This is a genomic window from Nostoc sp., from assembly GCF_036918245.1.
Classification (GTDB): domain Bacteria; phylum Cyanobacteriota; class Cyanobacteriia; order Cyanobacteriales; family Nostocaceae; genus Nostoc.
This window is the reverse complement of the sequence record NZ_JBALEF010000056.1, coordinates 41,199-67,195: the sequence shown is the minus strand read 5'-3', so window position 1 is coordinate 67,195 and position 25,997 is coordinate 41,199. Positions and strand designations below refer to the sequence as shown.

Genomic DNA, 25,997 nt, shown 5'->3' with positions numbered 1-25,997 from the left:
TTGTGTTTTGTATTCGTTAACTAAAAACTTACTCCAAATTATTAGACGATTGCCCCATAAAATTGATATTTTTTTAAATGTAGGGAGTAAACAAGCTATTCAATTATGAGAGTTTAGCCATGTTGTTGCTCTCCTTAGCTCAATCGCAATTTTTCTATGAGTCACCATCTACCCGACACCAGGATACCATCTCCGTGCATTATTAACACGGGCATCATTGTGAATAAGCTCGACATCCGGCGATTGCTGGCAGATTTAGGTCGAGTCCACTACATCTACACCCAAGAAGATAAGGTACTGAGCGAGGGTGAAGGAGATGTGATGGAAGTTTTTGCCAATCCGCAAAGGTCTACCTTAGTGGCTAACCGCGCCCTATATCTGAATGTTTGTAGTTTTGATTACTTGGAACTAAAACAGTCGTCGCAACAAGAAACCTACTTCGATTTGATGCAAGAAGGAGTGTGTCTGCGGTTAATTCCCCGATCAACCCCTTTACAAGAGCGACGAGAGCGAAGCTTCAATGTCAGCGCCATAGAAGCGATGATGGAACAAGTACTCTCAGCCAGGTGGGATGCAGAAATTGACGATGACTGTTCTGATTCTTTCTAAATAACAATTATTTAGAGTATATACTCGTAAAGTTGGTAACTAGGTTAGTAATGAATGCTTAAGTGTTCGCTAAAACTCAATTACCAATTTTGATGTTTGTCCATAATTTAGCCAAATAATATTAATTTTGCCCTAATACCATTTGGTTTTATGGCTGCTAGTACCGCAAGGCAAAAGTCAAAAATCAAAAGTCAAAAAGCTTTCTGGCTGTAATGAAATGGTAGGTTTATTTCTGCCGCGTTGTACTAGTTATGGATTTCTGAAACTCTTTACCGATTAGTGTTTCACAATCCAAAATCTAAAATCTAAAATTCCAAATGGCATGAGTGCGAATTTTTCTTTTCAATGTCTTGCTTGCTGTAGTCAGACAAAAGCTAGAGCAGGAGTGTTTTTCACCCCTCACGGTCTTGTAGAAACCCCCAGATTTATGCCAGTGGGAACGCTGGCAAATGTCAAAACTATTACTCCATCTCAGCTACGAGATACTGGGGCGCAAATGATATTATCCAATACTTATCATCTTCACCTACAACCAGGGGAAGCGATCGTGGCTGGGGGTGGTGGGTTGCACAAATTTATGAGTTGGAACGGCCCAATGCTCACAGATTCAGGTGGGTTTCAGGTCTTCAGCTTAAGCGAGATGCGAAAAATTACTGAAGAAGGCGTAACTTTTCGCTCGCCCCATGATGGACAAATTATTAACTTAACACCAGAGCGCTCCATTGAGATTCAAAATACTTTGGGGGCCGATGTGATTATGGCCTTTGATGAGTGTCCGCCCTACCCAGCAACTCGCCAAGAGGTAGAAACTGCAACTGAACGCACTTACCGCTGGTTAGAACGCTGTATAACGGCTCATCAACGCAGCGATCAGGCGTTGTTTGGGATTGTGCAAGGGGGCGTGTATTTGGATTTGCGTTGCCGTGCGGCGGAAGCTTTGGCTAAGTTGGATTTGCCCGGATATGCCATTGGTGGCGTGAGTGTGGGAGAACCGCCAGAATTAATGGCTGAGATTGTCAAAGTGACAGCACCGCTTCTACCCCCCGAAAAGCCGCGTTACTTGATGGGTGTGGGTACTTATCGGGAAATGGCGATCGCGATCGCATCTGGTATAGACTTATTTGATTGCGTCATTCCCACCCGCTGGGCAAGACATGGTACAGCGATAGTCCAAGGCGGACGCTGGAATTTAAAAAATGCTAAGTTTCGTGAAGATTTTACGCGATTAGATGAAACTTGCCCGTGCTACACTTGTCAAAATTTTAGCCGTGCTTACATATCTCATTTAGTGCGATCGCAGGAAATTTTAGCTTATACCTTGTTGAGCATTCACAACATTACCGAACTAATTCGCTTTACGCAAAAAATTAGAGAAGCAATATTGAGCGATCGCTTTGTTGCAGAATTTGGTCACTGGCTCAACTCATCTGAATCAGCACCAGATAAGGGTGAAATTATAAATGACTATTGACCAATGATCGAGACTCAAACCATGTTAAGATACTTCTCAATTATGAAAGCTGTGTTGGATAGGTGGATTTAAACAAACATGGAAGCAGCACTTTTATTAGCAAAACTGCCAGAAGCTTACCAAATCTTCGATCCTTTGGTAGACGTTCTCCCAGTTATCCCCGTATTCTTCTTGTTGCTTGCTTTCGTTTGGCAAGCAGCTGTGGGATTTAGATAAGTTAATCTATTGTTCAATTTATAGGACAGGTAGAGTACCTGTCCTATTTTTTTTACAGCGCTGTGTTTGATAAAGTTAATATTTATTAATATTTTGCAACAAATTATTATAATAAATAAGATGTTAATCAAGCTATGTCAATATGAAGCCTTGAAAGCCAAGCTTATAGTCAAGGAGGAATTAGTTGTGGGTAATATCAAATTCATCAAAGAAAATAAAGAAGTAGTGGCGGCAGATGGTGCTAATCTCCGCCTCAAGGCGATACAAAATGGCATTGACATATATAAATTGATTGGTAAGATGACCAATTGTGGTGGTAATGGTCAGTGTAGTACTTGTGTTGTGGAAATAGTCGAAGGACTAGAAAATCTTTCCTCCCGCACAGACGTAGAAAACCGAAAATTCAAGAAAAAGCCGGAAAATTACCGTCTTGCCTGTCAAACTTTAGTAAATGGCTCAGTCAGCGTAGTCACAAAGCCTTAAGTTCTCAAATCTGTCATGTATCCAGTCAGTAGTCAAAATACTTACCAAAATTAAGTTTATTCTCTACGAAACGCTATGCGGACATTTTGAATTTTGAATTGGTATAACTCTGTCATCAATGATGCTATCCTAATGTTGTTGACTGGAAATTTAAGAGAGGCTTTCTTGCCATGCAAGTTAATGACCTGGGGTTCATAGCGAGCATTTTGTTCGTACTAGTCCCCGCTGTGTTTTTACTAATTCTGTACATCCAAACTGCTAGCCGCCAAGGTGGAAAAGATAGTTAAGAGTTTGTGTATAAAATAAATAACCCCTGCACCAATAGTGTAGGGGTTTTTATTTATCAACTATCAATTTAGTGCTGTTAGCGTAGCCTGTGCTGGGTGCTGAATAGTAAAAACAAGACAAATCTTGTTTCTTTACTATTTTATTACAACAATTATTATATTCAGCGCTCTTTACTTTAAGCGATTGTCCGCGCCAATAATACTGGACAAGTGGCATTGACTCGAACATAGTCAGACAAGGAAGATCCGATGAGTCGATCTATATCAACAAAACTCTTAGCGATCGATGGACGACGATCTGGAGAACCGAGCAATAATAAGTCTATATTCAACTCTTCTGCCAGTCGACAAATTTCTTCACCAGGTTTTCCACTGCTGATATAAGAACGAGATTGGATGCCTTGTTTTTCAGCTTCTGCAACAGCGGCTGCTAAAACTGGATTTTTGTCTGAGTTAACCTTGGTTATTTCCGATTTTTTACCGCCTAAATCTGTACTAATATTTGCCAAAATTAACTCGCCACCCGGAATATCCCGGAGTAAAAACAGTGCCAATTTCAAGCAATTTTTTGCTGAGTCAGAGTTATCTATTGCCACCATAATGCGCTTAATTCTTTTAACATAAATGTCATCTTTTACCAGCAACATGGGGCGAGAAGATAGTTGGAAAACATACTGACTAACTGAGTTCGATAAAATCGATTGCAGCCGCTTCAGTCCGCGTGAACCCATAATAATCAAGTCAGCGTCGATTTCATCGGCGACTTGGCAAACTACATCTTTGGGGTCGCCTTCACGCAAAATTGAAGAAACTTGGCTAGGATCTAAGTTCAAGGTTTGAATGGCATTCGCCAGAATTTTACCACCATTTTCCCATTTAGCTGTCATGGTAGTAGCAGTTCTTTGTGCAGGAACAACATGCAAAATTGTAACTTTTGCAGATTGAATTGAAGGGATTTCTTTCAGGGTTTTGAGCATTTCCTCTGCGTGTCCCAATCCCGATACAGCCAGCAAAATTCTTCTGATCATTTTACGTAATTTTTGTGAAGTTTACTTTTGTTTTCGCTGTTGGTACTTGGCTCTGGTCGGATTTTCACCACCTTGTTTGACAGCCTAGTTAGTAAGTTGGCACAAATAAACTTTGTTTTTTAGTATTTAACACTCAAACAAATAGCAAAGGATAAAAAACTAAACAAATATTTAAGTTTATTTGCACTTAGTTACTTAAACTTTTAACGAGACTTCAACTATTAAGTATACTCTCAATGTAGCCCGATGAACTTAATAAATTATAATGTTAGTTATTATTTTTAATCTATCTTAAGTTTTTTTAATTAACAGTTAGTTAAGTATTGCAAATAAATGCTAAAACAACTCTTCAGCAAATTTGATTTAGTGTAATCTTTAACAGGCGATCGCTTCCGACTTGAATAGTCTGCATTTTTCCTGAATTTCCCATATTCTCTACTTTTTTAAGTGTTTTGCAATTTTGGTAACTCAGATAGGATTGCTATATCCGAATACCCGCAAAATGCAAGATAACAACATCCGAATTCGGATATTCTAATAGTCGAAATCATATTTAAGACTATATTGAAACCCTCCAGATTATATTTGGAGGGTTTGTTTGATGACTTGTGAGATTTGCTTAACTGCACCGTTGAGGTCGGGGGAATTTAATTATTCACGGTGATTTGAGATCGTCTTACTTCAGAATTCTAGTGTATAAATTACGAATTATTTAAAATCTGCCATTCCCCTGAACAATGTGCTTAACGGTGGTCAAGGTTTCCAGGCTGATAAATCCCCGACGATGACCTTTTTGGTTAGACATACCGAGAAACACTGAATCTCCCCGTGAGGGGTTGCGGGAAAAACGCGGGGAAGTGTTGATGTAGGTAGAGGCACTGGTAACTCCCAAGGCAAACTGCCGACTTTCCTGATAGGATTCAGTAACGATGGAGTCAGCATGACCACTACTGTATTCATTAATCCAGGCGATCGCAGCCTCTAAGCTATCCACCAGTTTAAAAGCTACTGTCCTGGTTAAATAAGGGTTTCCCCATTCGCCTTCCTTCACTAGCTGCAACTGAGGAAAGGCTTGTACTAGTTCTGCATCTCCTTTAATTTCAAAGCCTTTTTCCATCAAGCTGTTCCACAAAACTGCTAGAGATGATGGCAAGGCCTGACGATGAATTAGTACTTTTTCAATAGCGTTGACTTGATCGGGTTCACTTTGATGACTATTAAGAATCATCCAGCGCACCATTTCTAAGCTACTATTGGGCGACCAGTACAGGTAACAGTTACCCATCGCTGACTTTAAAACTGGGCAAGTTGACTGTCGGACTACCTGCTGCACTAAGCTAGAACGTCCGTAGGGAATAACTAAATTCACGTACTGGTCTTGGGTGACTAAATCCCGAATCGAAGCACCATGTTCTGCTGTGATCAGTTCTAGACAGCCCGGAGCTAGACCAACTTCTGCGATCGCATTTTGCAGTGCCTCAGCGATAGCGGCGTTGGAATGGCTAGCTTCGGTGCTGCCTTTGAGAATTATACAATTGCCAGTTTTGATACAAAAAGCCGCTGCGATCGCCCCTAAATCGGGAAACGCCTCATAAATAAATCCAATTACTCCCAAGGGCATTAACTGGGTATAACTCTGGGAATCTTCCAGTTGATAATCAGCGGTTCTGACACGTCGCAACGGATCTGATAATTCCCCCAACCGTTGTAAAATGTCTACTGTCATCTCTAGCCTTGTGGGAGTCAGCTTCAGCCAGTCCAATATCAACTCAGGTACTGCCATTTCCCGACTGGCTTCTAAATCCAAGGTATTGGCTTCTAGAATGTCGTCAAATGAGCGCTCAATCGCCTGTGCCATCGCCAATACTGCACGACTTCGGTCTGCTCCCTTTGTGAGTCCCAACTTTAGGGAAGCTTGATAGGCTCGTTGGGCACTAGTAATCGGTTCGGGGTGGTCATCCAAAACTTCAACAGTCATTGAGTTAACGTCTGTAGGTCAGCCAGACCATTAGTGCTGGTAAGATAGCTAATAGCACCGCCACCATTGCCCAAGCAATAATGCTGGAACCATTTGCTAATCGCAGTGCTAATGGCAGCCATATAATCACTAGCACGAAAATAATGCCCAGCGCTATAGGCAGATAGCTTTCTCCCAAGCGGGGATGGACAACATGCCAACTATTTCCCATCCAACGCCAAGCCCGTTTGTAGGGATAGGTGGTAGAAAGCTGTTCTAGGACATGACCATTATCTTCTACCACAAAGATTTGCTGACAGCGATCGCAACCAAATGCTTCTGTCAGCGTAATCGGAATTAACTGACCCCGGCGACGACAGGGACAGGGGTATTCGGTATTGAAATCGATTTTTTCGGGTTTTTGAGATTGCACAAGCGTTCTAATAACTTGAGCGTGTTTTACACGAACTAGGGGAATATAATGCCTTGGTAAGCACCTTAGAGGCTTCTATCTTTATATACATAAAAAAAAGGTGATGCAAACATTGCCCTGATTACAAACAGTAGATGCAGCTAACTTCAAGTATACTAATTCCCAAATCAGTACGGAGTTATCTATTTGTAATTTTTCCCCGTAGCTAGCGATCTTGTTTAAAAATTTCCTTCTCTTCATCTGTCGCTTTCAAGGTAATGTGGTTGCGTTTTTGGGGATTTATTATGCTGACACACCTGGTACAATTTTAAGCATAGGTAGCAACCACTCCGAAAGCAAATCCTTTGAGAAGGCTACGCTCGTAAACAACACACATCAACAAACCCGCTAATTTACCTTTAGGCTACTGTAACTATATATTATTATCAGTTCTCAAGGTTAGATCGGCATTATGTCCAATATCTACTCCTTGGAGTTCACAAGCGTTTACAGAGCGGGAATTGCTAAAATATCTATTGTAGTGTGTAACTCTTTGTCCAAATATATAAGGATTGTGGCTAATGTTAACTTACTTGTCCACATTTGGATGGGTTTACAAGAGTGCAGAGCTAATCTACGAAAACTTCAACGCACCCTAAAAACACTAAACCTCTTGGAATTGTTAAATTCAAGAGGTTTCAGTTGGAAGCGGGTAACGCGATTCGAACGCGCGACATTCACCTTGGCAAGGTGACGCTCTACCACTGAGCTATACCCGCGATCATCACCCAAATACTAATATCTCAGATTTATCTGTAATTGTCAACCCCTTAATTTAGTTAAAGTGCTGAGTTTTTTAACTCATAACTCAGCACTCATAACTGAATTTAGCCCACTTCTTCTGACTCCACAGTTAAATTACCAACGCTGGCACTTGGAAAAGAGGCTGGCAAAGACTGACTATTACGAGAATATGGCTCTGCCAGGTTAGAACGCAGTTGCCGCATCAGGCTAGCCATTTCTAAGGCATTCAGGGCGTAATCCCAGCCATGATTACCTTTTATGCCTGCCCGTTCTAGGGCTTGCTGCATAGTATCTACTGTCAAAATGCCAAAAATTACTGGCACCCCAGTTTGAAAGCTAGCGGCGGCAATGCCTTTAGAAACCTCTGAGGATACGTAATCAAAATGGGGTGTTTGTCCTCGAATGACTGCGCCAAGACAAATTACAGCATCATAACGATGGGAAAGTGCTAATTGGCGAGCTACTAAAGGTACCTCAAAACTTCCCGGAACCCAAACATAGTCCACCTGATTACCTTGGGGATTAGGGTCTACACCGTGGCGTTTTAAACAATCTTGACATCCCTCTAGCAGCTTTCCGGTAACGAGGTCATTGAATCGACCAATCACCACTGCAAACCGCAAAGGCTCCGTTTGGGTAAAAGTTCCCTCGAAAACTGCCATGACTGCCTCTTTATCAACTATACTTCTGGCCAATATACATTTCTTATTTAAATCTAGAGGAGCAGGAAAGCGCGGTCAGGATGAAGTTATCAGGAAAAAGAAAAATCCCTTGTTTCCCTTAACCTTTGACTTTGGCTTTTCTGCCCCTCTAGTTCTTATATTATGTGCCTGCGCCAGAGCGAAGCCGTCGCCTACACAACAAAAAAGTTTAACAAACCAACTAAAAATACCAAACCAATCCAGACACCAGAACCAAGCCAGAGCAGTTTTTTAGATTCACCCCAATTTTGGGGAGTGGCGTAAGCAACCGGAACTCCAACAACGAGGACAAAAGATAACACCACTAAACCTATCAAGGCAAATTGGAATATTATGGTCATTTTTGCTTCTCCCAATACAGCGAAATACTAAGGATAGAATATCCTAAAGGGCGACACTGACACTTTCTTATTATTTTTAAGCTAGCAGAAATTGCAACATTTTTGTCATTTGTCCTTTGTCTAAGTATCAATGACTAATGACTAATGACTGTAAAACTATGGATTTAATTCTTTGCCACACAACAGCAGATTTTGACGCATTAGGAGCAGCAGTAGGGTTAACACGCCTACTATCGGGAAGCAAGATTGTGCTAACTGGCGGCTCTCATCCTACAGTACGGGATTTTTTAGCATTGCATCGGGATGAATATCCTCTGATTGAACGCCGTTCGGTGAATCCAGAAAAAATTCGCTCTCTGACTGTGGTGGATACACAACAGCGCGATCGCTTGGGTAAAGCTGCTGAGTGGTTAGATTTACTTAGTCTAAAAGAGATTATAGTTTATGACCATCACTTAGGACAAGAATCAGATATTCCCGCGACGCGATCGCATATTGACTCAGTAGGAGCCACCACAACTTTAATCGTTGAGCAGTTACAACAACAGGAAATTTCCTTGACTCCTGCCGAAGCAACTGTAATGGCTTTGGGTATCCACGTTGACACTGGCTCCTTGACATATGACCAGTCCACACCACGGGATGCTTTAGCTTTGGCTTGGTTGATGCAACAAGGTGCAAGTTTATCAGTAATTTCTACTTACCGTGACCCTGGCTTGTCTTTGCAATTGCAGCAGTTATTAACTGAGGCGCTGGAAAATTTAGAATATATTTGTCTACGCGGATATACGGTTGCTTGGGTAACTCTGAAAACAGAGGCTTTTGTGCCAGAGCTATCGAGCCTAGCTTCGGAACTTGTGGAATTAACCGAAATTGATGCCCTACTATTGGCTAATGAGTATCCTTTAGGTGAAGAGGATTCACGCTTAATTGTAATTGGGCGATCGCAAATTCCCAAAACGAATCTTAACCTATTATTCCAACTCTTGGGTGGCGGCGGTCATTCGCAAGCCGCATCGCTAAATCTAAGGGGAGTTGATTCGCAGGCAATATTAAAACAACTCCTTGACGGGATAAAAGTACAAATTCCCCATCCCCTCACTGCTAGAGATTTGATGTCTTCTCCTGTCCGCACGATTCTGCCTGAAACGACAATTGCCGAAGCCCAGCGCATTTTATTACGCTATGGACACTCTGGTTTATTCGTAGTCGATACTCAAGGGCAACTAGTAGGTATTATTTCGCGGCGGGATATTGATATTGCCTTACACCACGGATTTAGTCATGCACCAGTCAAGGGCTACATGACTAAGAATCTCAAAACGATTACACCAGATACGACATTGCCACAAATTGAGTCGCTGATGGTGACTTATGATATTGGACGCTTACCAGTATTGGAAAATGAGCAGTTAATGGGCATTGTCACCCGTACTGATGTCTTGCGGGAATTGCATCAAGAAAGGGATGAAGACCAAGAGGGAGAGCAAAAATTCAAAATTCAAAATGACGCTCACAGACTCGCTAACGCTGCGCTAACAAAATCTAAAATTCCTCTCAGCACTGAATTGCAAAATCGCCTTGCTCCCCAACTGTGGCAATTACTCACTACAGCATCGCAAGAGGCAGAAAAACGCGGTTGGCATCTTTATTTAGTGGGCGGTGCGGTGCGGGATTTGCTATTAACAGAAGCAGTAGCGGGCACTTTGATGATTAAAGATATCGATCTTGTGGTTGATGGCTTTCATAAATCAGCAGATGTCGGTGCTGGTGTGGAATTAGCAAAGGCACTCCAACAACTTTACCCTATGGCTCGCTCAGAAATCCACGGGGCTTTTCAAACTGCGGCTTTGTTGTGGCACAAAGACCCAGAATTAGATTCTCTATGGGTAGATATTGCCACTGCTAGAACAGAATTCTATCCTTATCCAGCCGCAAATCCAGAAGTTGAGGCGAGTTCCATTCGTCAAGATTTGTATCGCCGAGATTTTACCATCAACGCCCTCGCCTTGCGCCTGACTTCCCCTCGTACTGGTGAATTACTCGATTTTTTTGGTGGATTACTAGATTTACAAGCTAAACAAATTCGGGTTTTACACGCCAATAGTTTTATCGAAGACCCCACCCGCATTTTTCGTGGCGTGCGCTTTGCCGTGCGCTTCGGATTTCAGATAGAACCGCAAACTGAAGAGTTTATCCGTTATGCAATCAACAGTGGTGTTTACGATCGCACTGCTCAAGAGAATAGCAGAACTCCAGCCCTGCAAACTCGACTGAAAACAGAATTAAAACACATCCTAGAAGCCTCCTACTGGAAATCAGCTTTACAGTTACTCGATAACTTAGAAGCATTGCAATGCATCCATCCTACCCTGAAGCTAGACGCAGAACTCTTGCGACAATTACGTTTGCTAGAAAGCTGTTTGCGGCGATTTGACCCGCAACCAACCCTCATTCATTGGGAAATGCGTTTAGAAGCGTTAATCGCCCATCTAGCACCACAATATCGGGCAAAAGTAGCAAAGAACTTACAACTGCAAGAAGATGGCGTTAAACGGTTGCAAAACTTGGCTTCTGCTCAAACTGAAGTAATGGAATCTTTACCTAAGTGTCAAAGTCCTAGTCAAGTAATGCAGTTGTTGCGACAGTATGATTTACCAATACTGATTTTAATTGCTGTACAAAGTCCGCGATCGCTTAGACATCAGATTTGGGAATATTTAACTGTTTGGGCTAATGTGCAACCACTACTGAATGGCAATGATTTAAAGAAACTTGGTTACAAACCAGGGCCTCAATATCGGCAAATATTAGATGATATACTTGCTGCTACCTTGGATGGAGTAATTAAAGATAAGACTGAAGCGGAGGAGTTTTTAGCGCAACACTATCCTAAATGAAATAGCTTTGGTCTAAATTGTATCTGGATTGATATTTAACTTCCGCAGTTTTGCTGCTAAACGTTCAGCTTTTTGTTCGGCTTGTTCTGCTTTTTGTTCAGCTTGTTCTGCCTTTTGTTCAGCTTGTTCAGCTTTTTGCTGTACCTGTTCTGCCGTTTCTTCCGGTGTTGGTATTAGTTGCCCATCTCGTGTAAAAAACCGCAATAAACCTTCATAAACTCCCAAGTATAACCCTAGCTGATGACTCCACAAATATCCTTGTTCACTTGCTTGCAGAGGTTGATATTCTCCATCTACTAAATGAAATCCTGCAAATTCTTGTGTGTAAGGGTCAAACCAAAAATAATCGGGTGTGCGGAAGGTATCTTGATAAATTGTTTTCTTTAAATCTTTGTCAGTATTAGCTGTTGAGTCAGACAAAATTTCTAGAATTACATTCGGATATTTGCCATCTTCTTCCCATACTACCCAGCTTTTACGGGTTTTACGTTCACATCCCAGTACTACAAAAAAGTCTGGCCCCCGGAAGTGTTCTGATTTGCGTTGGCGTGGACTGTAGTAGATAGTCAGATTTCCCGCCGCATAGAAATCATTTCTATCTCGCCACAGCCATTTTAGGCATTTGAGTAAGAGCATGATTTGCTCTAGATGAAGTTCGCTTTCCAAAGGAGGCTCATCGCTATATAAATCGCCAGGGGGGAATATAACATCTTGACAGATGCCTTCTTGAGAATCTAATTCTTGAGCAATAGTCATAGAATGGATACAGCATCAAGTAGTTATGGATTGATTTTAGCAGTGTTATGGTTGGCGAGGCCTAACGTACTGTAGGTAATCGCCTATTATTAGGGTAATGGTAAATAAACTATGCTGTCTTGATATTCATCGTCTTCTGATGCCAAAGCAATTATTATAAGTTCTTCTATATTTTCACCAATACTTAAATTTGGATTGAGGATGAAAATTCCTGGTACGTGACGATTAACAGCGATATGGTCAGCTAAATGTACTGGCATAGAAGTTCGGTTATTTGTCACTAATATAAAATTATTATCCTCACACCAACACAGAATTTCTGGATCGAGTGTACTTTTTGGTGGAGTTCCTGATTCTCCTACCACTTTAATCGCAATATCAGGTTCTCTTAGCCTAATTTGATTTGGATATACAGGATTGCATTTTCATCAATCAGATATTGCAGTGTCATGCTTGCTGTTTAGCTTGTCTTTCAATTCGGAGTTGGCGCAGTTTTTCTGACACTGGCGGGGGATTAAGCCGCTGTTGTTCTCGCATTCTATGACCGTGTTCTATCCAGTTTTTCATGTAAGCACTGACAGTTTCTTTGTTTTGCAGATAATAAAGAATTGTTGCATATACTTGCTCTAAAGAGATTGTTTGATAAATTTGGGCAATTTCTTCTGGAGAACGTCCACAATCAATGTATTCATAAAGAATTGTTTCAATCCCAATCCTTGAATCTTTAAGTCTAATATCTTCATAAGACAGGAAGTTGAAATACTCTGTGATTTGTTTTGTAGGCATAGATTAACCTATATTCGTTAGTTAGATATGTCATAATCTTTTTGTAAAAGCGATCGCACTACATGAAGAGGTGGCAAAAAAATGCGATGTCTAGCGACAAGCTGCTTTGCATCTACGGACTCTTAGCTAGATTAAGTTTCATCATTAGAGATATCATTTTCATCTGATTTGATAGCTTTTATCACCTGTTGTACTATCTTTGGATGTAACACTTTTCCTGCATGAAAAGGAAGTACTACCCTAATGTCATTTAGACGATATACTCTGTGACTACCTTTACTTCGTATTAAAGTAAAGCCCGCATCTAATAGTAGATTTTCGGCTTCCTTGGCTGTTAGACGCGGTAGTTTAGGCAAGTTGTACCTCTAAAAACATTGTGAAAATTTCTTTGTTTAAAAGTACCTGTTTCTCTGATTCTGATAAAGTTTCTAGGTACAGTCCAACCGCTTCTTCGATATTTTCTTTTACCTCTGCCAATGAATCCCCTTGACTTTGACAACCTGGAAGTTCTGGAGAATAAGCATAATAGCCATTTTCATCTTTTTCGATAATAATGTTAATTTTGTAAGACATAGAAATTGTTTATTGTTTGGTTTAATATAAATTTTAGCAATAATATTATAGCGATCGCCGTAAATTAATGCTTTCAAGAAAAGGCGATCGCATTCTTAGATTAGGCAAAAAAAAGATAGTGTAATCTTGTCTTCCTTACAAACAAGACAAGATATCCGACTCAAAGAAGTTAGATATCTGTTTCATTACGGTTTGATTAAAGATTCTTCAGACTGGCGATATTTAGTAATTAATCTACGTCTTTTTAAGGGTGAATAAAGCAGCATGGAAAGTGCGGGTAAACTGGTTCCGGTTAGTGCTAACAAAATAAATTGATTTAGAAAGCCCATTATTATCCCAGTTCCTGCGCTAGCTCCAAATCCTAATGTTAGTAGTATTAGTACAGTTGTAAATGAGTCTTCAGCCAAATTTATAACCCAATCCCTAGCCCATCCCACAAGATGTATTTAAGACAGAATAAAACTGCTGTAAGTTTTTCTAGTAGGGCTGGGGAGTGTGGAAATAGAAAAAGCGATCGCATCCTCGCTTTCCGAAATACCTTCATGCTACACTCTAGTTAATATCAAACCTCATTACAACTCCAACGAAATAGCACAAATGAAGTAGTACCAAACACCTGTTGCGCCGAAGCAACAAATGTCAACAAAGAATAAACGCAACTAGTTTGACAGGGTTACTTCACATAGTCATGCACTAAAAATATTGTCATCACTCCTATCTACATAAAATCGCTTGACAAGTGTCTGCGGCTGAGTTTTTTTGTGTCTAATCTACCCGTAATTCTGGAAAACATGCGGGTGGAAGTTTACGAATTGAGGTTTGAGAATAATGCCGAAAAAATCAATATTGTTAGCAGAGAATTTAGCTTATGACCTCAGCGTAGATAGAACTTTGTTTCAAGAAGTTCATGTGAATATCGACGCGGGCAATCGCATCGCTTTAGTAGGTTGCAACGGAGTAGGAAAATCAACCCTTTTCAAGATACTTGCAGATCAAATTAACCGATATACAGGTTCAGTGTGGTGTAATGGTATTGTGTACTATTTACCACAAATCAGCACTATCAAGCCAGAAATTACAGCAGATACAGTACTTAATTTTTTGATTTCCATCTCTGATGAATGGTGGAAGATTGAGGATATTTTACAAACACAATTCCACACCAAAGTTGACTTCTCTTTACCAATCGCTAACTTGAGTGGCGGAGAACTTACTAAATTGTTTTTGGCGATTGGTTTAGCTCAAGAGCCAAACTTGTTATTGCTCGATGAACCAACTAATCACATGGATTTGCAAGCATTAGAAAGCCTAAGACAGTTTCTTTTGAATTTCACAGGTGCGTATGTAATTGTCTCGCATAAGCCTTTTTTCTTAGATCAAGTGACAGAAGTTACCTGGGAACTTACACCTGTTGGCGTGAAAATATATGGTGGTAATTTCTCGCACTATCGAGAACAGAAAAAAATAGAGTTAGAGGTAGCATTGCGCTCGCACGAAGCCGCCAGAAAGGAACTCAAACGTACCCAAGCCACAGCGATGCAAGAACAGCAACGCGCAGCCCAATCTAGTCGCAACGGTCGCGCCAAGTTTCTGAATGGTAGTATTGATAGAATGGCAGCAGGACTGATTAAAACCAAAGCTGAGGTGTCTACCGGAACTGCGAAGAAGAAACATGAAGCAGCAGTAGCAAAGGCTAATCAAAAAGTTGCAGAGACGAAAGTCAAAACTACCAAAGTAACGAGTATTCAGCTAGAAGAAAAAAATCTAAAGCGCCGAAATCTAATTAATATCCAGGGTGCGAATCTTAGGATATCAGAGCGTCTATTGATTCAAAATATTCAACTGTATGTATCATCTGGCGATCGCATAGCCATTATCGGCGCAAACGGTTCTGGTAAATCGAGTCTGGTCAAAGCAATTTTGGGGGTGGAAAACCAAACAGCAGTTTTAGAATCAGGTGAGATTTTGCTCACACCAGCAATGAAAGCTGTATATCTCGATCAAACCTACGAATTGGTAAATCGCCAATACACAATTCTGGAAAATATGCAAGCTACCAATCCTCATCTCAGCTATCAGCTTTTGCGTCAACAGTTGGGACACTTTCTCTTTAAATATGATGACGTTCACAAAAGCGCTTCCATACTGAGTGGGGGTGAGTTGGCAAGATTAGCGATCGCTATGATCAGTATCTCAGAAATCGATCTACTGATTCTCGATGAGCCAACTAATAACCTGGATATTGAAACTGTTGAACAAATGGTAGTAGGTATCAATGATTACCAAGTAGCGCTTTGGGTAATTTCCCACGATATCGATTTCCTGAGCCAGATTAACATTACCCAAGGTTTCAAGTTGAGAGAACAAACTTTGCAAATGACAACTTATTTACCGAGTACACCAGAGCAATATTATCAAGAGTTGCTGGAATATCATAAATAAAGCGATCGCCTTATGTAAATTTCTAGCTCAACAACAGAAGCCGCAAAGCATACAGGCAAGTTATAATTTTCTTGCGGATCAACGTAACAAAAATTTATGAGTAACCCCCTTGTGCAAGCCTTTTTCGTAGGCAGAGCAGTAGCTGAAGTAGTTAATGAGCGTTTAGAGGTCGCCTTGACCGATGCTTTGAGCGATCTGGGCAAATTTGATGCAGAAGCTAGAGAGCAGTTGCGCCAGTTTACAGAAGAAGTCCTAGAGCGGGCAAATCGGGCAGCAGAAGCAGCTAATGCAGGTCAAGCTACCGCAGGTACTGGGCAAGCCAGTTCCGATTCAGGTGACTTGCAAGCAGATATTGACGAATTACGAGCCGAAATTGCCCTGTTACGAACAGAATTGCAACATTATCGCCGAACTTCTGCATAAATTTTAGTCATTAGTCATTGGTCATTGGTCAAAAATTATGTACAAATGACAAAAGACAAGTGACAAAAGACATTTAAGAAAAAAACAGTTTAGGAATCAGAGTGTCTTTTCTTCCAAGTGATTCGGTCGCAAACCAACGGTAAACAAAGTATATGGAACAAGGTTATTCAGATAAGGCATACCGTTGGAATCGGGAAAAATACTCTAGCAAACGGCGTTTTGTGGACATTTGGTCTTTTGTCTTGACCTTACTGTTCAAACTTTGGCTATACAACAAATCTTGGAGTTATCCGGGAGGTGTGACTGATGTAAAGCAAGCTACAAGACGCAAAACCCAAGCGGTTTGGATTCGTAATACTCTACTGGATTTAGGGCCAACCTTCATCAAAGTTGGGCAACTGTTTTCTACCCGTGCTGATATATTTCCTGGTGAATATGTAGAAGAACTAGCCAAGTTACAAGACAAAGTACCCGCATTTAGTTATGAGCAAGTAGAAGCGATCGTTGAGAAAGAACTAGGCAAAAAAATTCCTGAACTCTTTCATAATTTTGAACCGATTCCCTTAGCTGCTGCTAGCTTGGGGCAAGTACACAAAGCTGTGCTACATACTGGGGAATCGGTTGTTGTCAAGGTGCAACGTCCTGGACTAAAGAAATTATTTGAAATAGATTTACAGATTCTCAAAGGAATTACCCGCTACTTTCAAAGCCATCCCAAATGGGGACGTGGACGAGATTGGTTGGGTATTTATGAAGAATGTTGTCGCATTCTTTGGGAAGAAATTGATTATCTTAACGAAGGTCGTAACGCCGATACTTTTCGCCGGAACTTTCGCGGCTACGATTGGGTGAACGTCCCTAGAATATACTGGCGTTACGCTACTTCCAGAGTGCTGACTTTAGAATATCTCCCTGGAATTAAAATTAGCCAATATGAAGCTTTAGAAGCAGCAGGTTTAGATCGAAAGGCGATCGCTCGTCAAGGCGCTCAAGCCTACCTACTACAATTACTCAATAGTGGCTTTTTCCACGCCGATCCTCACCCAGGCAATATTGCCGTTAGTGCAAATGGTGCTTTAATATTCTATGATTTCGGCATGATGGGGCGGATTAAGTCCAACGTCCGCGAAGGACTGATGCAAACACTGTTTGGCATTGCTCAAAAAGATGGCGATCGCGTTGTGCAGTCTCTCATCGATTTAGGCGCGATCGCCCCAACCGATGATATGGGGCCAGTGCGGCGTTCCGTCCAATATATGCTGGATCATTTCATGGATAAGCCCTTTGAGAACCAATCAGTTGCGGCAATCAGTGACGACCTTTACGAAATAGCTTATAATCAGCCATTTAGATTTCCAGCAACTTTCACTTTCGTGATGCGAGCCTTTTCTACTCTAGAAGGGGTAGGCAAAGGTTTAGATCCAGAGTTTAACTTTATGGAAGTTGCCCAACCGTATGCAATGCAGCTTATAACCGATATGAATGGTTCTGAAGGGAATAGCTTTCTTAACGAATTAAGTCGCCAAGCAGCTCAGGTAAGTAGTACTGCGTTGGGTTTACCACGTAGGTTAGAGGATACACTAGAGAAGCTAGAGCAGGGAGACATGCGCTTGCGCGTTCGGTCTATAGAAACTGAACGCCTGCTGCGGCGACAGAGCAGTATTCAGCTCTCAATAAGCTATGCTCTGTTAATCAGCGGTTTCACGCTTTCAGCTACTATTTTAGTGGTTAAGGATTATGTATGGTTGGCACTGCTGCCTGGTTTAATTGCAGCAGGGCTTTCAGTGATCCTGATCCGATTACTTTTACGCCTCGACCGTTACGATCGTATGTATTAATTGTTGCAAAAAATTTATGAAACTCAATTTCACGGGTTTTAGCGATCCGGGACTTATTCGTTCTAATAATCAGGATGCTTACTATATCGACCCTGAAGGGCGATTTTTTGTTGTTGCCGATGGCATGGGTGGTCATGCTGGAGGTGAGGAGGCAAGTAGAATTGCCACTGGAGAAATTCAGGCGTATTTGGTAGCAAATTGGGAAACTTCTAAGTCTTCTCAAGAATTACTAGAGCAAGCTTTGTGGGGTGCCAATGAAGCGATTTTGCAGGATCAGCAAAATCATCCTGAACGCGCCGACATGGGGACAACAGTTGTAGCAGTGATTTTTCGCTCCCCAGAGTCGCCTTGGTGCGCTCATGTTGGCGATTCGCGACTATATCGCTTCCGAGAGTCGCACTTACAACAGGTGACGGAAGACCACACTTGGGTAGCACGAGCAATCAAAATTGGTGACATTAACTTAGATGAAGCACGATTACATCCTTTTCGCCATGTATTATCCCGTTGTTTGGGGCGCGAAGACTTGCATCAAATCGATGTGCAACCACTAGATGTAAAAGTTGGCGATCGCTTGCTGTTATGCAGTGATGGTCTTACAGAAGAACTTGTCGAACAGAAGATTGCTAACTGCCTCCAAGATAGTCCTTGGCTTGATAAAGCCGCCATCTCTCTTGTTGAGGCTGCCAAAGAGCATGGAGGACACGATAACATTACAGTTGTCATCGTTTCCCTTGAAGAAAATAGTCATTAGTAATTGCTTTTCGTCCAAAAACAAAGGACAAATAACTAATCCGGTAAATATACTCAGTAATTTGTTCAGCGTGAGCATTTTTCCTTTTTACAATTTGATACAAATATTTTTAGCCTCTAAAATGACCTAAAGAGGCTAAATTTGTATAAATTGGTAAATTGACATCTTGCACGTAATAAGGTAAAGCGACTATTATTCACGCTTATTACCATTAATTCCCTAACCTCCTTAAAATCTCCACCCTCCGAAGCTTCCTCCACGCTTGGGGAGACAGCATCTTAGGCTTTTTAAACACAAAGACTAAGACGGGTTTTGCATAGCACCAGATATTCTCTTTAAAGAAGATTTGTGCAAAGCATGAAGGAATTAGGGAGGTAGTTATACCTATCTGAGACCAAATAGAGCTTATTTTCCGGAATATGGTTCAGTTAACTTGGGTGGTATATCAGTAGGATTAGGTGCAAGATATCAGAGCAGAAAAAGTCCACACTTGGGATGTGGGCAATCTGTCAAACAATTGTTATCTTTCGTAATACGGGGGAACAAATGTTGGACAGATATGAGTCCAAATATTTTCCCATTTGGACTTCTGTGAGTGATATCACCTTTACGCGTTGTTTTTTCGGAGTAATTAATTATGAGTCAACCAATGAAACTATCCTTAGAACAGCAATTCAGCATCTGCTCATTTTCTACTCAGGTGCAGAATATGAGCCACGATCAAGCTAAAGATTTTTTAGTCAAGCTCTATGAGCAAATGGTCGTGCGCGAGGCAACTTATCAAGAGCTTCTTAAGCACCAGTGGGGCTTAGATTCCGGTTCCACTATGGCATAGAGTCGTTCTAATGTCGCAGTGGGCGACCTCCTTCTCTTGCTTGGTTCCAAGGAGGAAAAGAGCTGGGGATGTCGGGGCGTCAACTTCGATAAGCAATTCCACAAGATAGCGCAAAAGTTCAATTCACGAAATTAACTAAGAATGAGTAAACATTGTCTACAGCATATCTGCTGGAGTCTAGACTAACTTTAGCATTGCAGGCTAAATCCGTTGTTTGCTTTAGCCAAACTTCTTGTTGTTTAGTCTAGTGTGAGAATCATCCCTGCATACCTTTACAATCCACTGGAATGTTTGCACAGGAAGATTCAGAGATAATTTTGATACCACTGCTTTAGCAGCTAATGATTTCACTCTTTATACATATAACTAGAACTAACATCTTTATATATATTTTGTTTATAAAACGTTACATTGTTTGAGCGACCACCTTTTAGTTCCATATAAAACACGTAACATTAAGAAACTATGCCTAGCTGGAAAGATCGTATGGAGAATCTGTATCAATACTTTCCAGTTTTGTTATAATTTGGGGCTTAATCTTTTCGTACTCGTTTTTGAGTAAACTTTTACTGATTTGCGGGTCGGCAGAGGACATCAACGTATTGCTCATTGCGACCCACTCTTGCAGTCGTTGCCGCTGGGCAGAAGCGACGCTGGAAAGTAAGATGTGGGTACAGCGATTTGGTGCTTCTCGTGCAAAGAATAAGAGGCGGTAGTAACCTGTGTGCTGTAGTAACCGGGCAATTTCTTGACCAAGGCTGGTTTTGAGATCGAGGTAATAAGGCAACCATTTAGCGCCATGCTTGCGGTTGTAGATGACAGTAATCCATAGCAGCATGGGATGGGGGATAGAGATGAACAGAAATTGGTTATAGCGGGTACAGAGTAAGCGTTTTTGAATTTCTTCTTGCGTTAGCATCACCCACAAAGCTGGTAAAACCTCCCCATTGGTATGAATGGACTGGGGAAACACAATATCAGCAATTGGTTTATTTTGGGGCCAGGAAATGGCACGAGCTATTTCATCGTTTGACCAAGATACCCGCAAATCGGCTTTGGTCTTTTGTTCAAGCTCAGTGCTAGCTGTAGTAGTGGGAACTAGGGCATGGCCAGCTTGCTGAATTTTGCGTGTATGCTCAGGCTTTTCTAAAGATGCTAAAACTCTGAGGATTTCAGTAATACTTTGGGGGCGATCGCGTGCTACTTTAGCTAGACAACTCATCACCAAATTTTCGATTTCTTTTGGTAGTTCTAATCCCGGCGCAACCTCAGCAAAAGAACGTGGTTTTTGATAGTGATGTGTTTTATACCACGCACCAAAAGAGTGAGTTGGTGCCACCAGTGGCATTTTGCCCGTGAGCATCTCAAACATCATGACGCCCAAACTATAAATATCAGCACGATTGTCTAATTCCTTACCCTCCATCTGTTCGGGAGAAGAATAAGCCAATGTCCCCAAATAAAATTTTGTATGGTCGCCATCTGACTGTAATAACTTAGCAATACCAAAATCTAGAACCTTGACCAATTCTCCAAAACTGGGATCTTGAATCACCAGCATATTGCTTGGCTTAACATCACGATGGATAATTGGGCAAATAGTGCCATCAACCGGGATGCCATCATGGGCACACTGTAACCCCAGGCTGAGTTGACGCGCCATACTGAGGAATCTTGGTAAAGGTAATCGTTGCTTGCGAATAATATTGTTCAGGCTTTGTCCTTGTAAGTATTCCATGACGTAGAACGGGATGTTATTGTCATCTACGCCATAGTCCATAACTCGGACAATATGGATACTTTTTTGCCCTAGTAAAGCACAGGTTTTTGCTTCTCGCTCAAAGCGGTCTTGCAATCGCATCTTTTCATTTTGGATTGATAGAGCCAGAAACTTAACTGCAACAGGTACACCTCCCAACAATGTATCTTTAGCACGATAAACCCGACCCATTGCTCCAGTACCGATTAACTCTTGGAGTTGGTAGCGTTTGCTGAGTAAGCGACCAATGTTGGGGTCTGACATAGAAAATTCGACTCCAAAAGCAGGTTGTAAGTGTTTAGGAGGACAAGTGCATTCAAACTGATATCTGATTATTGCGCCTAGAAATGACTTTTTATGCTCGTACTGCAAGACAGAAATGGAAGTCAAAAGGCAAAAAGCTTATAAGCTAGGCTTTTGTGCGATTTCCAATAGTTGGTCTATTTACGCCGTGCTGTACTAGCTTTTTCAGTCCTCTTTCAGAAGATTGAAACCACGATCTGACCGTTTGCAACCGAGACGTTTATTGCAAGTGGTGCAACATACCAAATCAAACAAGCATAAAGAGTAGATTGATAATGACGCTTTGTACCATTTTGCACTTTAATTGTGGTGTAGTTTTAGTTTGCCCAATTTTGACTAATGCGCTATCACTCTTGGCGTCTTCCCAACTCTTGGAGACGTTGCTTCGTGTTGGGAGAAGACTGTACAGTTTGGCTACACGAAACTTTACCTGCCTTTGCAGGTTAACAAACCCTTAAATTTGCATTAGTCCACGGAGGTAGATTTTGTTTGTGTAATAGCAAATTCTATTCGCCCAATACTTTTAAAACATTTTTATGATTATCTAAGAGGATGTTTGAAAAGTTCTCTTGTAGGTATCAAAAGTTTTAGCTCCCTCTAAATCCCCTTTAAAAAGGGGGACTTTGATTCCGGTTCGTCCCTTTTCAAGGTGGGTTAGTGGGGATCTAAAAGTGCCTAAAGTCACAGCGAAAAACTTTTCAAACAACCTCTAACAAGATTTTTAACCTTCAGGCTCATTCTTACTATGTAAGGATGCATCATTTATTGATAAAACTGTGATAGCCTAAGTGGTAGTTTTTCGTTTTCCCTGTTGGTTAGGATATATATCAAAACTTGATTTATTATTCATCACATAGTATTGAATCCGACGTTCGACGATACTATTAAATCGGGACATAAAATCAGAAAAGAAGCCCGGATATTTCCTGATTTCTGTGAATGCTGTTAACCATTTTCCTTGTTTTATAGGTTCTACAACTTGAAGGTAAGCTAGATTTTTCTTATAACCTGCAAGATTATAAGATAGAGCACGCATTAGAGCAGGATTTTTTTTCACAACGTCTTGTTGCATGAAATATTTAGCAGCTTTGCAAGATTGATTTAGACGTGGTAATTGGCTTTGATATACAAGAGAACCAGGGCGTGAACGGTAGAAATAATAGGGTTTTGGTTCAATAAAAAACCTAGCTCCTTTAATTAAGCATTTCATATCAAGCCAAAAATCTTGACCCATCCTGATTTCATCATCGTACTCAATGCCGTGCTTGACCAGAAATTCTCGTTTGAATAGAGGTTTGCTTAAGCCCAGATGCAATCCTGCTTCCCCATAGACATCAGTTTCTACAAAATAAACGATATCAATTTGGAGAATTTTATCTATACGTTCTCCACTTTCTTGAATCAATGTACTCCAAGGAGATGTTGCACCGTCTTTGATTAAATAAACATCATCAGCAATCATGTCTGCATTTGTTTTATTTGCCAAAGACACAAGTTTGGACAATCTTTCGGGAGCATACCAATCATCTGAATCAAGTACAGCAATCCATTCTCCTTGGGCTGCTCTGAAGGCGCGATTACGTGCCGCCGCCGCTCCAAGATTTTGCTGATTAACTATCACTTTGAGACGTTGATCGGTAAAACTTTTAGCGATTTCTACAGTTTTGTCACTTGAGCCATCATCGACAATAATAACTTCAATGTTAGTGAGCGTTTGCTCTAAGGCTGACTCTATTGCCTTCCCAATATAACTTTCTGTATTGTAAGCAGGGATAATAACGGAGACTTTAGGATTCACGAAACTGAACTCCTGACTATACGGTTAGGTAAAATACTAAAATCCTGACCATAATTTGATCATTTCTTTTTTACTATACAACTCAGTAGGTCAGTGAGAATAAACGATGAGTGGTTAAAGTTGGGCAGGAGATATTAGGCGTTGGGAAACCAGTGCGTTGCCAGAGTTTTTTGAACAGCGGTTTTTGGCCCAGAAGAACAGCAAAGCGGTGAGGCAGCGTTGCCTTTAAGCTGACTGACGCTCTAGGCTAGCTTCCATTGTGTTAGTCAAAAAATGACCAGCCAAAATACCACTACTGAGGTGATATGTATCTTGCGAAATCCGGTGTAGGGTTTCAAAGCCACTACGACGCTGACGATCGCTTAGTACCCAGTAACGCTGTACGATAGTATCCAAACCAATCCAGCCTTCGCCTTCAACCTGCCCCAAAATATTATGTTGTAGTAAAAAAGTATACTGACGCTCTCCATCATGCAACCGCCCCTTATATTTCAGAGAGATTTCAGAGCGATCGCTACCTGGGAAAATCAGTTTTGTGGCCATAGTAAACCAGTTATCTCGATTCCAAGCTACCAAGGTCATACCCTTGACGCTAATTGGCATACCATTGCGTTCCAGCCAATTTCCTTCCATTGCCCAGCGTCCTGGTTCCAATAAAAAAGTATGAGCCACCTTTTATTCCCTGTCTTGCTTGAGTGCCGTCAAGACTATAGTTATAGCAGTGCTAAGTTACGAGTGCTGAGTTGCGAGTCAGAATGAAGAAATTTTTTATCTTGTTTATTTTTCCTGACTCAGCATTCAGGATTGACGTTGGTGAATTTCTCCCAAAAGTACTTCTTGAGGTGCACCTGTGGCAGTGGGTAGGTTGCCAGGAATACCCAAATGTCGCCAGTAGGCTAAAACTGCGAAAGCGATCGCTTCTTTAAAATCTGCACTCAAGCCGACTTCATCTGTCGTCAAGACTGGTATTGATCCCAACAACAACTGTAATCTTTGTTTCAAATAGAGATTGCGACTACCACCACCACATAATAGTACTCGTTGTGGCATTTCTGGCAAAAAAGTGCGGTAACTATGAAAAATTGAAGCAGATGTAAGTTCTGTGAGAGTTGCCAGAATGTCAGCAGGATTGAGTTGGTATGCTTGAGCATCTTTTAAACACTGATGCAGGTAAGTCACACCAAATAACTCGCGTCCAGTCGATTTTGGTGGCGATAGATGAAAGTAGTCTTGGTTGAGCCATTGTTCTACTAATGGATGGCAAGGAGTACCACTCGCTGCCCAATTCCCATCTTGATCATAAGTTTTAGCACCAGCGCTTAAATGCTCCACCGCTAGATCCAACAGACTATTTCCTGGGCCACTATCCCAAGCGCGAATTTTTGAGAGCCAGTCTCCATGCCGAGGCGGAATATAAGCAACATTGCTAATACCACCAATATTTTGAATACAACGCCCCTCCTGGGGATGACTAAGTAAATAAGCATCTACTCTGGGCACGAGAGGCGCACCATGACCACCAATAGCAATATCAGCAACGCGGAAGTTGCTCACAGTCGCAATGCTTGTAAAATGGGCAATTAATGCACCTCGCCCTAGTTGAAGACTGTAACCCAAGGAAGTACCCTGTGCTGTTAGCGGATAGCTAGGGTTTAACCCGTGGGTAGTGAGCATTTCTCTCCCCCTGCTCCCGTGCTCCCCTGCTCCCTCTTTGGGTGGTCGATGATAAACTGTCTGACCGTGGGAGCCAATGAGAGTGGCTGGCTGATGACCAATTTGAATATTTTGGGCGGCTTGGGCAAAGACTTGAGCGATCGCATCATCTATTTCTGCTAATTCTGCCATTGAAATAGCAACGCCTGCACCAACTGCTAATATTCTTTCTCTAAGTTCGGCTGGATAAGGATATGTTGCCCCGGCTAGCAACTCAACTTTGAGATCCAATTCTGTGCCGGAAATCTCTACTAACGCAGCGTCTATGCCATCTACGGATGTGCCACTAATTAAACCGATAACGCGAGTAGGGACAGCAGCTTCTTCAGTTGGATGCATAGATTCAAGATTCTTTTGTTGCAAGAGGTAGTCTAATTCATGTTACTACCCATGTCAAAAAAACTTAGGTGGCATAGTTGACTGGAGAAAGACGAGTAGACAGAGCAAGGGAAGAATGTCAAAACGAATAGTAATGAACATGAATGTATTTCTATTTATCAGCAAACAGAGAATCTCAAACAGTCTTGTCCGTTGTCTTTATTAGTCCTTAATCAGCACAACATCCGAAGATCCAAATTCTTAATATATACGAGATTGCTTTACAACTTTTTTATCTTCAGATGAAGAACAGATATTCTATCTATTGTTTCGGCAAGTGAAACTACTTATTTATGTTCAATAATCAAGCAATTATTTTCCCAAATATAGCAATTTTTCAGTAAATAAAAATCCAGTATTTTCATCCTATTCTTCCTTAGAGAAGACATTACATAATGAACTCAAATCGCACAGCGAATTTTTCAACAAA

Annotated in this window: 26 protein-coding genes and 1 tRNA gene; 11 read left to right on the top strand and 16 right to left on the bottom strand. The window is 41.3% G+C overall.

The window, feature by feature from the left end:
• The first annotated feature begins 156 nt into the window (after nt 1-156).
• From V7L12_RS15430 to psbM, 5 genes are all read left to right on the top strand, one after another.
• A complete protein-coding gene (locus V7L12_RS15430; RefSeq protein ID WP_335085343.1) occupies nt 157-609 on the top strand; it encodes a hypothetical protein in 453 nt (150 codons plus the stop codon).
• Nucleotides 610-931: 322 nt separating this feature from the next.
• A complete protein-coding gene (gene tgt, locus V7L12_RS15425) occupies nt 932-2,080 on the top strand; it encodes a tRNA guanosine(34) transglycosylase Tgt (RefSeq protein WP_335085341.1) in 1,149 nt (382 codons plus the stop codon).
• A gap of 78 nt (nt 2,081-2,158) precedes the next feature.
• Nucleotides 2,159-2,296: a photosystem II reaction center protein K gene (locus V7L12_RS15420; protein WP_006195022.1), complete on the top strand. Its 138-nt coding sequence runs from the start codon at nt 2,159-2,161 to the stop codon at nt 2,294-2,296.
• 186 nt (nt 2,297-2,482) lie between these two features.
• Nucleotides 2,483-2,779, top strand: coding sequence for a 2Fe-2S iron-sulfur cluster-binding protein (locus tag V7L12_RS15415; RefSeq protein ID WP_335085704.1), 297 nt, complete (start codon nt 2,483-2,485; stop codon nt 2,777-2,779).
• A gap of 170 nt (nt 2,780-2,949) precedes the next feature.
• A complete protein-coding gene (psbM, locus tag V7L12_RS15410) occupies nt 2,950-3,066 on the top strand; it encodes a photosystem II reaction center protein PsbM (RefSeq protein WP_273762658.1) in 117 nt (38 codons plus the stop codon).
• A gap of 176 nt (nt 3,067-3,242) precedes the next feature.
• On the opposite strand, the gene V7L12_RS15405 is transcribed toward psbM, so the two are convergent.
• The 6 genes from V7L12_RS15405 to psbZ all read right to left on the bottom strand — a co-directional run bounded on the left by V7L12_RS15405 (nt 3,243) and on the right by psbZ (nt 8,309).
• Nucleotides 3,243-4,094 carry a universal stress protein gene (locus V7L12_RS15405; RefSeq protein ID WP_334820685.1) on the bottom strand — a complete coding sequence of 284 codons (852 nt, stop codon included), beginning with the start codon at nt 4,092-4,094 and terminating at the stop codon, nt 3,243-3,245.
• A gap of 712 nt (nt 4,095-4,806) precedes the next feature.
• Entirely contained in the window at nt 4,807-6,072 is a 1,266-nt protein-coding gene (locus V7L12_RS15400; RefSeq protein WP_335085339.1) for a glutamate-5-semialdehyde dehydrogenase, read from the bottom strand.
• A gap of 4 nt (nt 6,073-6,076) precedes the next feature.
• Nucleotides 6,077-6,484, bottom strand: a complete 408-nt coding sequence (locus V7L12_RS15395) for a hypothetical protein (RefSeq protein WP_094348002.1) — start codon at nt 6,482-6,484, stop codon at nt 6,077-6,079.
• A gap of 686 nt (nt 6,485-7,170) precedes the next feature.
• Nucleotides 7,171-7,242: transfer RNA gene (locus V7L12_RS15390), tRNA-Gly, on the bottom strand.
• A 108-nt stretch (nt 7,243-7,350) separates the two neighbouring features.
• Nucleotides 7,351-7,929 (bottom strand): 6,7-dimethyl-8-ribityllumazine synthase, encoded by a 579-nt coding sequence (gene ribH, locus V7L12_RS15385; RefSeq protein ID WP_292779074.1) that lies wholly within the window; start codon nt 7,927-7,929, stop codon nt 7,351-7,353.
• 191 nt (nt 7,930-8,120) lie between these two features.
• A complete protein-coding gene (gene psbZ, locus V7L12_RS15380; RefSeq protein ID WP_292863021.1) occupies nt 8,121-8,309 on the bottom strand; it encodes a photosystem II reaction center protein PsbZ in 189 nt (62 codons plus the stop codon).
• Nucleotides 8,310-8,467: 158 nt separating this feature from the next.
• Here psbZ and V7L12_RS15375 point away from each other — a divergent pair, with 158 nt between their 5' ends.
• A complete protein-coding gene (locus tag V7L12_RS15375; RefSeq protein ID WP_335085702.1) occupies nt 8,468-11,209 on the top strand; it encodes a CBS domain-containing protein in 2,742 nt (913 codons plus the stop codon).
• 12 nt (nt 11,210-11,221) lie between these two features.
• Here V7L12_RS15375 and V7L12_RS15370 read toward each other — a convergent pair whose 3' ends face one another.
• The 6 genes from V7L12_RS15370 to V7L12_RS15345 all read right to left on the bottom strand — a co-directional run bounded on the left by V7L12_RS15370 (nt 11,222) and on the right by V7L12_RS15345 (nt 13,731).
• Complete coding sequence (locus V7L12_RS15370) at nt 11,222-11,965, bottom strand: Uma2 family endonuclease (RefSeq protein ID WP_335085337.1); 744 nt, start codon at nt 11,963-11,965, stop codon at nt 11,222-11,224.
• Between the two features lie 89 nt (nt 11,966-12,054).
• Nucleotides 12,055-12,330 (bottom strand): hypothetical protein, encoded by a 276-nt coding sequence (locus V7L12_RS15365; RefSeq protein ID WP_335085335.1) that lies wholly within the window; start codon nt 12,328-12,330, stop codon nt 12,055-12,057.
• An 82-nt stretch (nt 12,331-12,412) separates the two neighbouring features.
• A complete protein-coding gene (locus V7L12_RS15360) occupies nt 12,413-12,751 on the bottom strand; it encodes a DUF433 domain-containing protein (RefSeq protein ID WP_335085333.1) in 339 nt (112 codons plus the stop codon).
• Nucleotides 12,752-12,882: 131 nt separating this feature from the next.
• Nucleotides 12,883-13,107, bottom strand: coding sequence for a type II toxin-antitoxin system HicA family toxin (locus V7L12_RS15355; RefSeq protein ID WP_335085331.1), 225 nt, complete (start codon nt 13,105-13,107; stop codon nt 12,883-12,885).
• Nucleotides 13,100-13,324 (bottom strand): type II toxin-antitoxin system HicB family antitoxin, encoded by a 225-nt coding sequence (locus V7L12_RS15350; protein WP_292786002.1) that lies wholly within the window; start codon nt 13,322-13,324, stop codon nt 13,100-13,102. Before V7L12_RS15350 ends, V7L12_RS15355 begins: the two co-directional genes overlap by 8 nt.
• A gap of 185 nt (nt 13,325-13,509) precedes the next feature.
• On the bottom strand, nt 13,510-13,731 hold the full coding sequence (locus V7L12_RS15345) for a hypothetical protein (RefSeq protein WP_335085329.1): 222 nt from the start codon (nt 13,729-13,731) through the stop codon (nt 13,510-13,512).
• Nucleotides 13,732-14,152: 421 nt separating this feature from the next.
• Here V7L12_RS15345 and abc-f point away from each other — a divergent pair, with 421 nt between their 5' ends.
• The 5 genes from abc-f to V7L12_RS15320 all read left to right on the top strand — a co-directional run bounded on the left by abc-f (nt 14,153) and on the right by V7L12_RS15320 (nt 19,616).
• Nucleotides 14,153-15,766 carry a ribosomal protection-like ABC-F family protein gene (gene abc-f / locus V7L12_RS15340; protein ID WP_335085326.1) on the top strand — a complete coding sequence of 538 codons (1,614 nt, stop codon included), beginning with the start codon at nt 14,153-14,155 and terminating at the stop codon, nt 15,764-15,766.
• Nucleotides 15,767-15,862: 96 nt separating this feature from the next.
• Nucleotides 15,863-16,189 carry a DUF6825 family protein gene (locus tag V7L12_RS15335; protein ID WP_335085324.1) on the top strand — a complete coding sequence of 109 codons (327 nt, stop codon included), beginning with the start codon at nt 15,863-15,865 and terminating at the stop codon, nt 16,187-16,189.
• 152 nt (nt 16,190-16,341) lie between these two features.
• On the top strand, nt 16,342-18,027 hold the full coding sequence (locus V7L12_RS15330; protein ID WP_335085322.1) for an ABC1 kinase family protein: 1,686 nt from the start codon (nt 16,342-16,344) through the stop codon (nt 18,025-18,027).
• Nucleotides 18,028-18,043: 16 nt separating this feature from the next.
• Nucleotides 18,044-18,781 carry a PP2C family protein-serine/threonine phosphatase gene (locus V7L12_RS15325; RefSeq protein ID WP_335085320.1) on the top strand — a complete coding sequence of 246 codons (738 nt, stop codon included), beginning with the start codon at nt 18,044-18,046 and terminating at the stop codon, nt 18,779-18,781.
• A 637-nt stretch (nt 18,782-19,418) separates the two neighbouring features.
• A complete protein-coding gene (locus V7L12_RS15320; RefSeq protein WP_334792782.1) occupies nt 19,419-19,616 on the top strand; it encodes an NblA/ycf18 family protein in 198 nt (65 codons plus the stop codon).
• 469 nt (nt 19,617-20,085) lie between these two features.
• On the opposite strand, the gene V7L12_RS15315 is transcribed toward V7L12_RS15320, so the two are convergent.
• The 4 genes from V7L12_RS15315 to V7L12_RS15300 form a co-directional block, all read right to left on the bottom strand.
• Nucleotides 20,086-21,639, bottom strand: coding sequence for a serine/threonine-protein kinase (locus V7L12_RS15315; RefSeq protein WP_335085318.1), 1,554 nt, complete (start codon nt 21,637-21,639; stop codon nt 20,086-20,088).
• Between the two features lie 823 nt (nt 21,640-22,462).
• A complete protein-coding gene (locus V7L12_RS15310; protein WP_335085316.1) occupies nt 22,463-23,476 on the bottom strand; it encodes a glycosyltransferase family 2 protein in 1,014 nt (337 codons plus the stop codon).
• Nucleotides 23,477-23,701: 225 nt separating this feature from the next.
• The gene (locus V7L12_RS15305; RefSeq protein WP_335085314.1) at nt 23,702-24,148 is read right to left on the bottom strand and encodes a hypothetical protein; all 447 of its coding nucleotides are present in this window, start codon (nt 24,146-24,148) and stop codon (nt 23,702-23,704) included.
• A 126-nt stretch (nt 24,149-24,274) separates the two neighbouring features.
• Nucleotides 24,275-25,528 carry an anhydro-N-acetylmuramic acid kinase gene (locus V7L12_RS15300; protein ID WP_335085312.1) on the bottom strand — a complete coding sequence of 418 codons (1,254 nt, stop codon included), beginning with the start codon at nt 25,526-25,528 and terminating at the stop codon, nt 24,275-24,277.
• Nucleotides 25,529-25,997 lie beyond the last annotated feature (469 nt).

What these genes read in the sequence shown, in the direction of transcription:
- V7L12_RS15430 (WP_335085343.1), top strand. Translation starts at nt 157, where the DNA reads ATGAGTCACCATCTACCCGACACCAGGATACCATCTCCGTGCATTATT.
- tgt (WP_335085341.1), top strand. Translation starts at nt 932, where the DNA reads ATGAGTGCGAATTTTTCTTTTCAATGTCTTGCTTGCTGTAGTCAGACA.
- V7L12_RS15420 (WP_006195022.1), top strand. Translation starts at nt 2,159, where the DNA reads ATGGAAGCAGCACTTTTATTAGCAAAACTGCCAGAAGCTTACCAAATC.
- psbM (WP_273762658.1), top strand. Translation starts at nt 2,950, where the DNA reads ATGCAAGTTAATGACCTGGGGTTCATAGCGAGCATTTTGTTCGTACTA.
- V7L12_RS15405 (WP_334820685.1), bottom strand. Translation starts at nt 4,094, where the DNA reads ATGATCAGAAGAATTTTGCTGGCTGTATCGGGATTGGGACACGCAGAG.
- V7L12_RS15400 (WP_335085339.1), bottom strand. Translation starts at nt 6,072, where the DNA reads ATGACTGTTGAAGTTTTGGATGACCACCCCGAACCGATTACTAGTGCC.
- ribH (WP_292779074.1), bottom strand. Translation starts at nt 7,929, where the DNA reads ATGGCAGTTTTCGAGGGAACTTTTACCCAAACGGAGCCTTTGCGGTTT.
- psbZ (WP_292863021.1), bottom strand. Translation starts at nt 8,309, where the DNA reads ATGACCATAATATTCCAATTTGCCTTGATAGGTTTAGTGGTGTTATCT.
- V7L12_RS15375 (WP_335085702.1), top strand. Translation starts at nt 8,468, where the DNA reads ATGGATTTAATTCTTTGCCACACAACAGCAGATTTTGACGCATTAGGA.
- V7L12_RS15370 (WP_335085337.1), bottom strand. Translation starts at nt 11,965, where the DNA reads ATGACTATTGCTCAAGAATTAGATTCTCAAGAAGGCATCTGTCAAGAT.
- V7L12_RS15360 (WP_335085333.1), bottom strand. Translation starts at nt 12,751, where the DNA reads ATGCCTACAAAACAAATCACAGAGTATTTCAACTTCCTGTCTTATGAA.
- V7L12_RS15350 (WP_292786002.1), bottom strand. Translation starts at nt 13,324, where the DNA reads ATGTCTTACAAAATTAACATTATTATCGAAAAAGATGAAAATGGCTAT.
- abc-f (WP_335085326.1), top strand. Translation starts at nt 14,153, where the DNA reads ATGCCGAAAAAATCAATATTGTTAGCAGAGAATTTAGCTTATGACCTC.
- V7L12_RS15335 (WP_335085324.1), top strand. Translation starts at nt 15,863, where the DNA reads ATGAGTAACCCCCTTGTGCAAGCCTTTTTCGTAGGCAGAGCAGTAGCT.
- V7L12_RS15330 (WP_335085322.1), top strand. Translation starts at nt 16,342, where the DNA reads ATGGAACAAGGTTATTCAGATAAGGCATACCGTTGGAATCGGGAAAAA.
- V7L12_RS15325 (WP_335085320.1), top strand. Translation starts at nt 18,044, where the DNA reads ATGAAACTCAATTTCACGGGTTTTAGCGATCCGGGACTTATTCGTTCT.
- V7L12_RS15320 (WP_334792782.1), top strand. Translation starts at nt 19,419, where the DNA reads ATGAGTCAACCAATGAAACTATCCTTAGAACAGCAATTCAGCATCTGC.
- V7L12_RS15315 (WP_335085318.1), bottom strand. Translation starts at nt 21,639, where the DNA reads ATGTCAGACCCCAACATTGGTCGCTTACTCAGCAAACGCTACCAACTC.
- V7L12_RS15300 (WP_335085312.1), bottom strand. Translation starts at nt 25,528, where the DNA reads ATGCATCCAACTGAAGAAGCTGCTGTCCCTACTCGCGTTATCGGTTTA.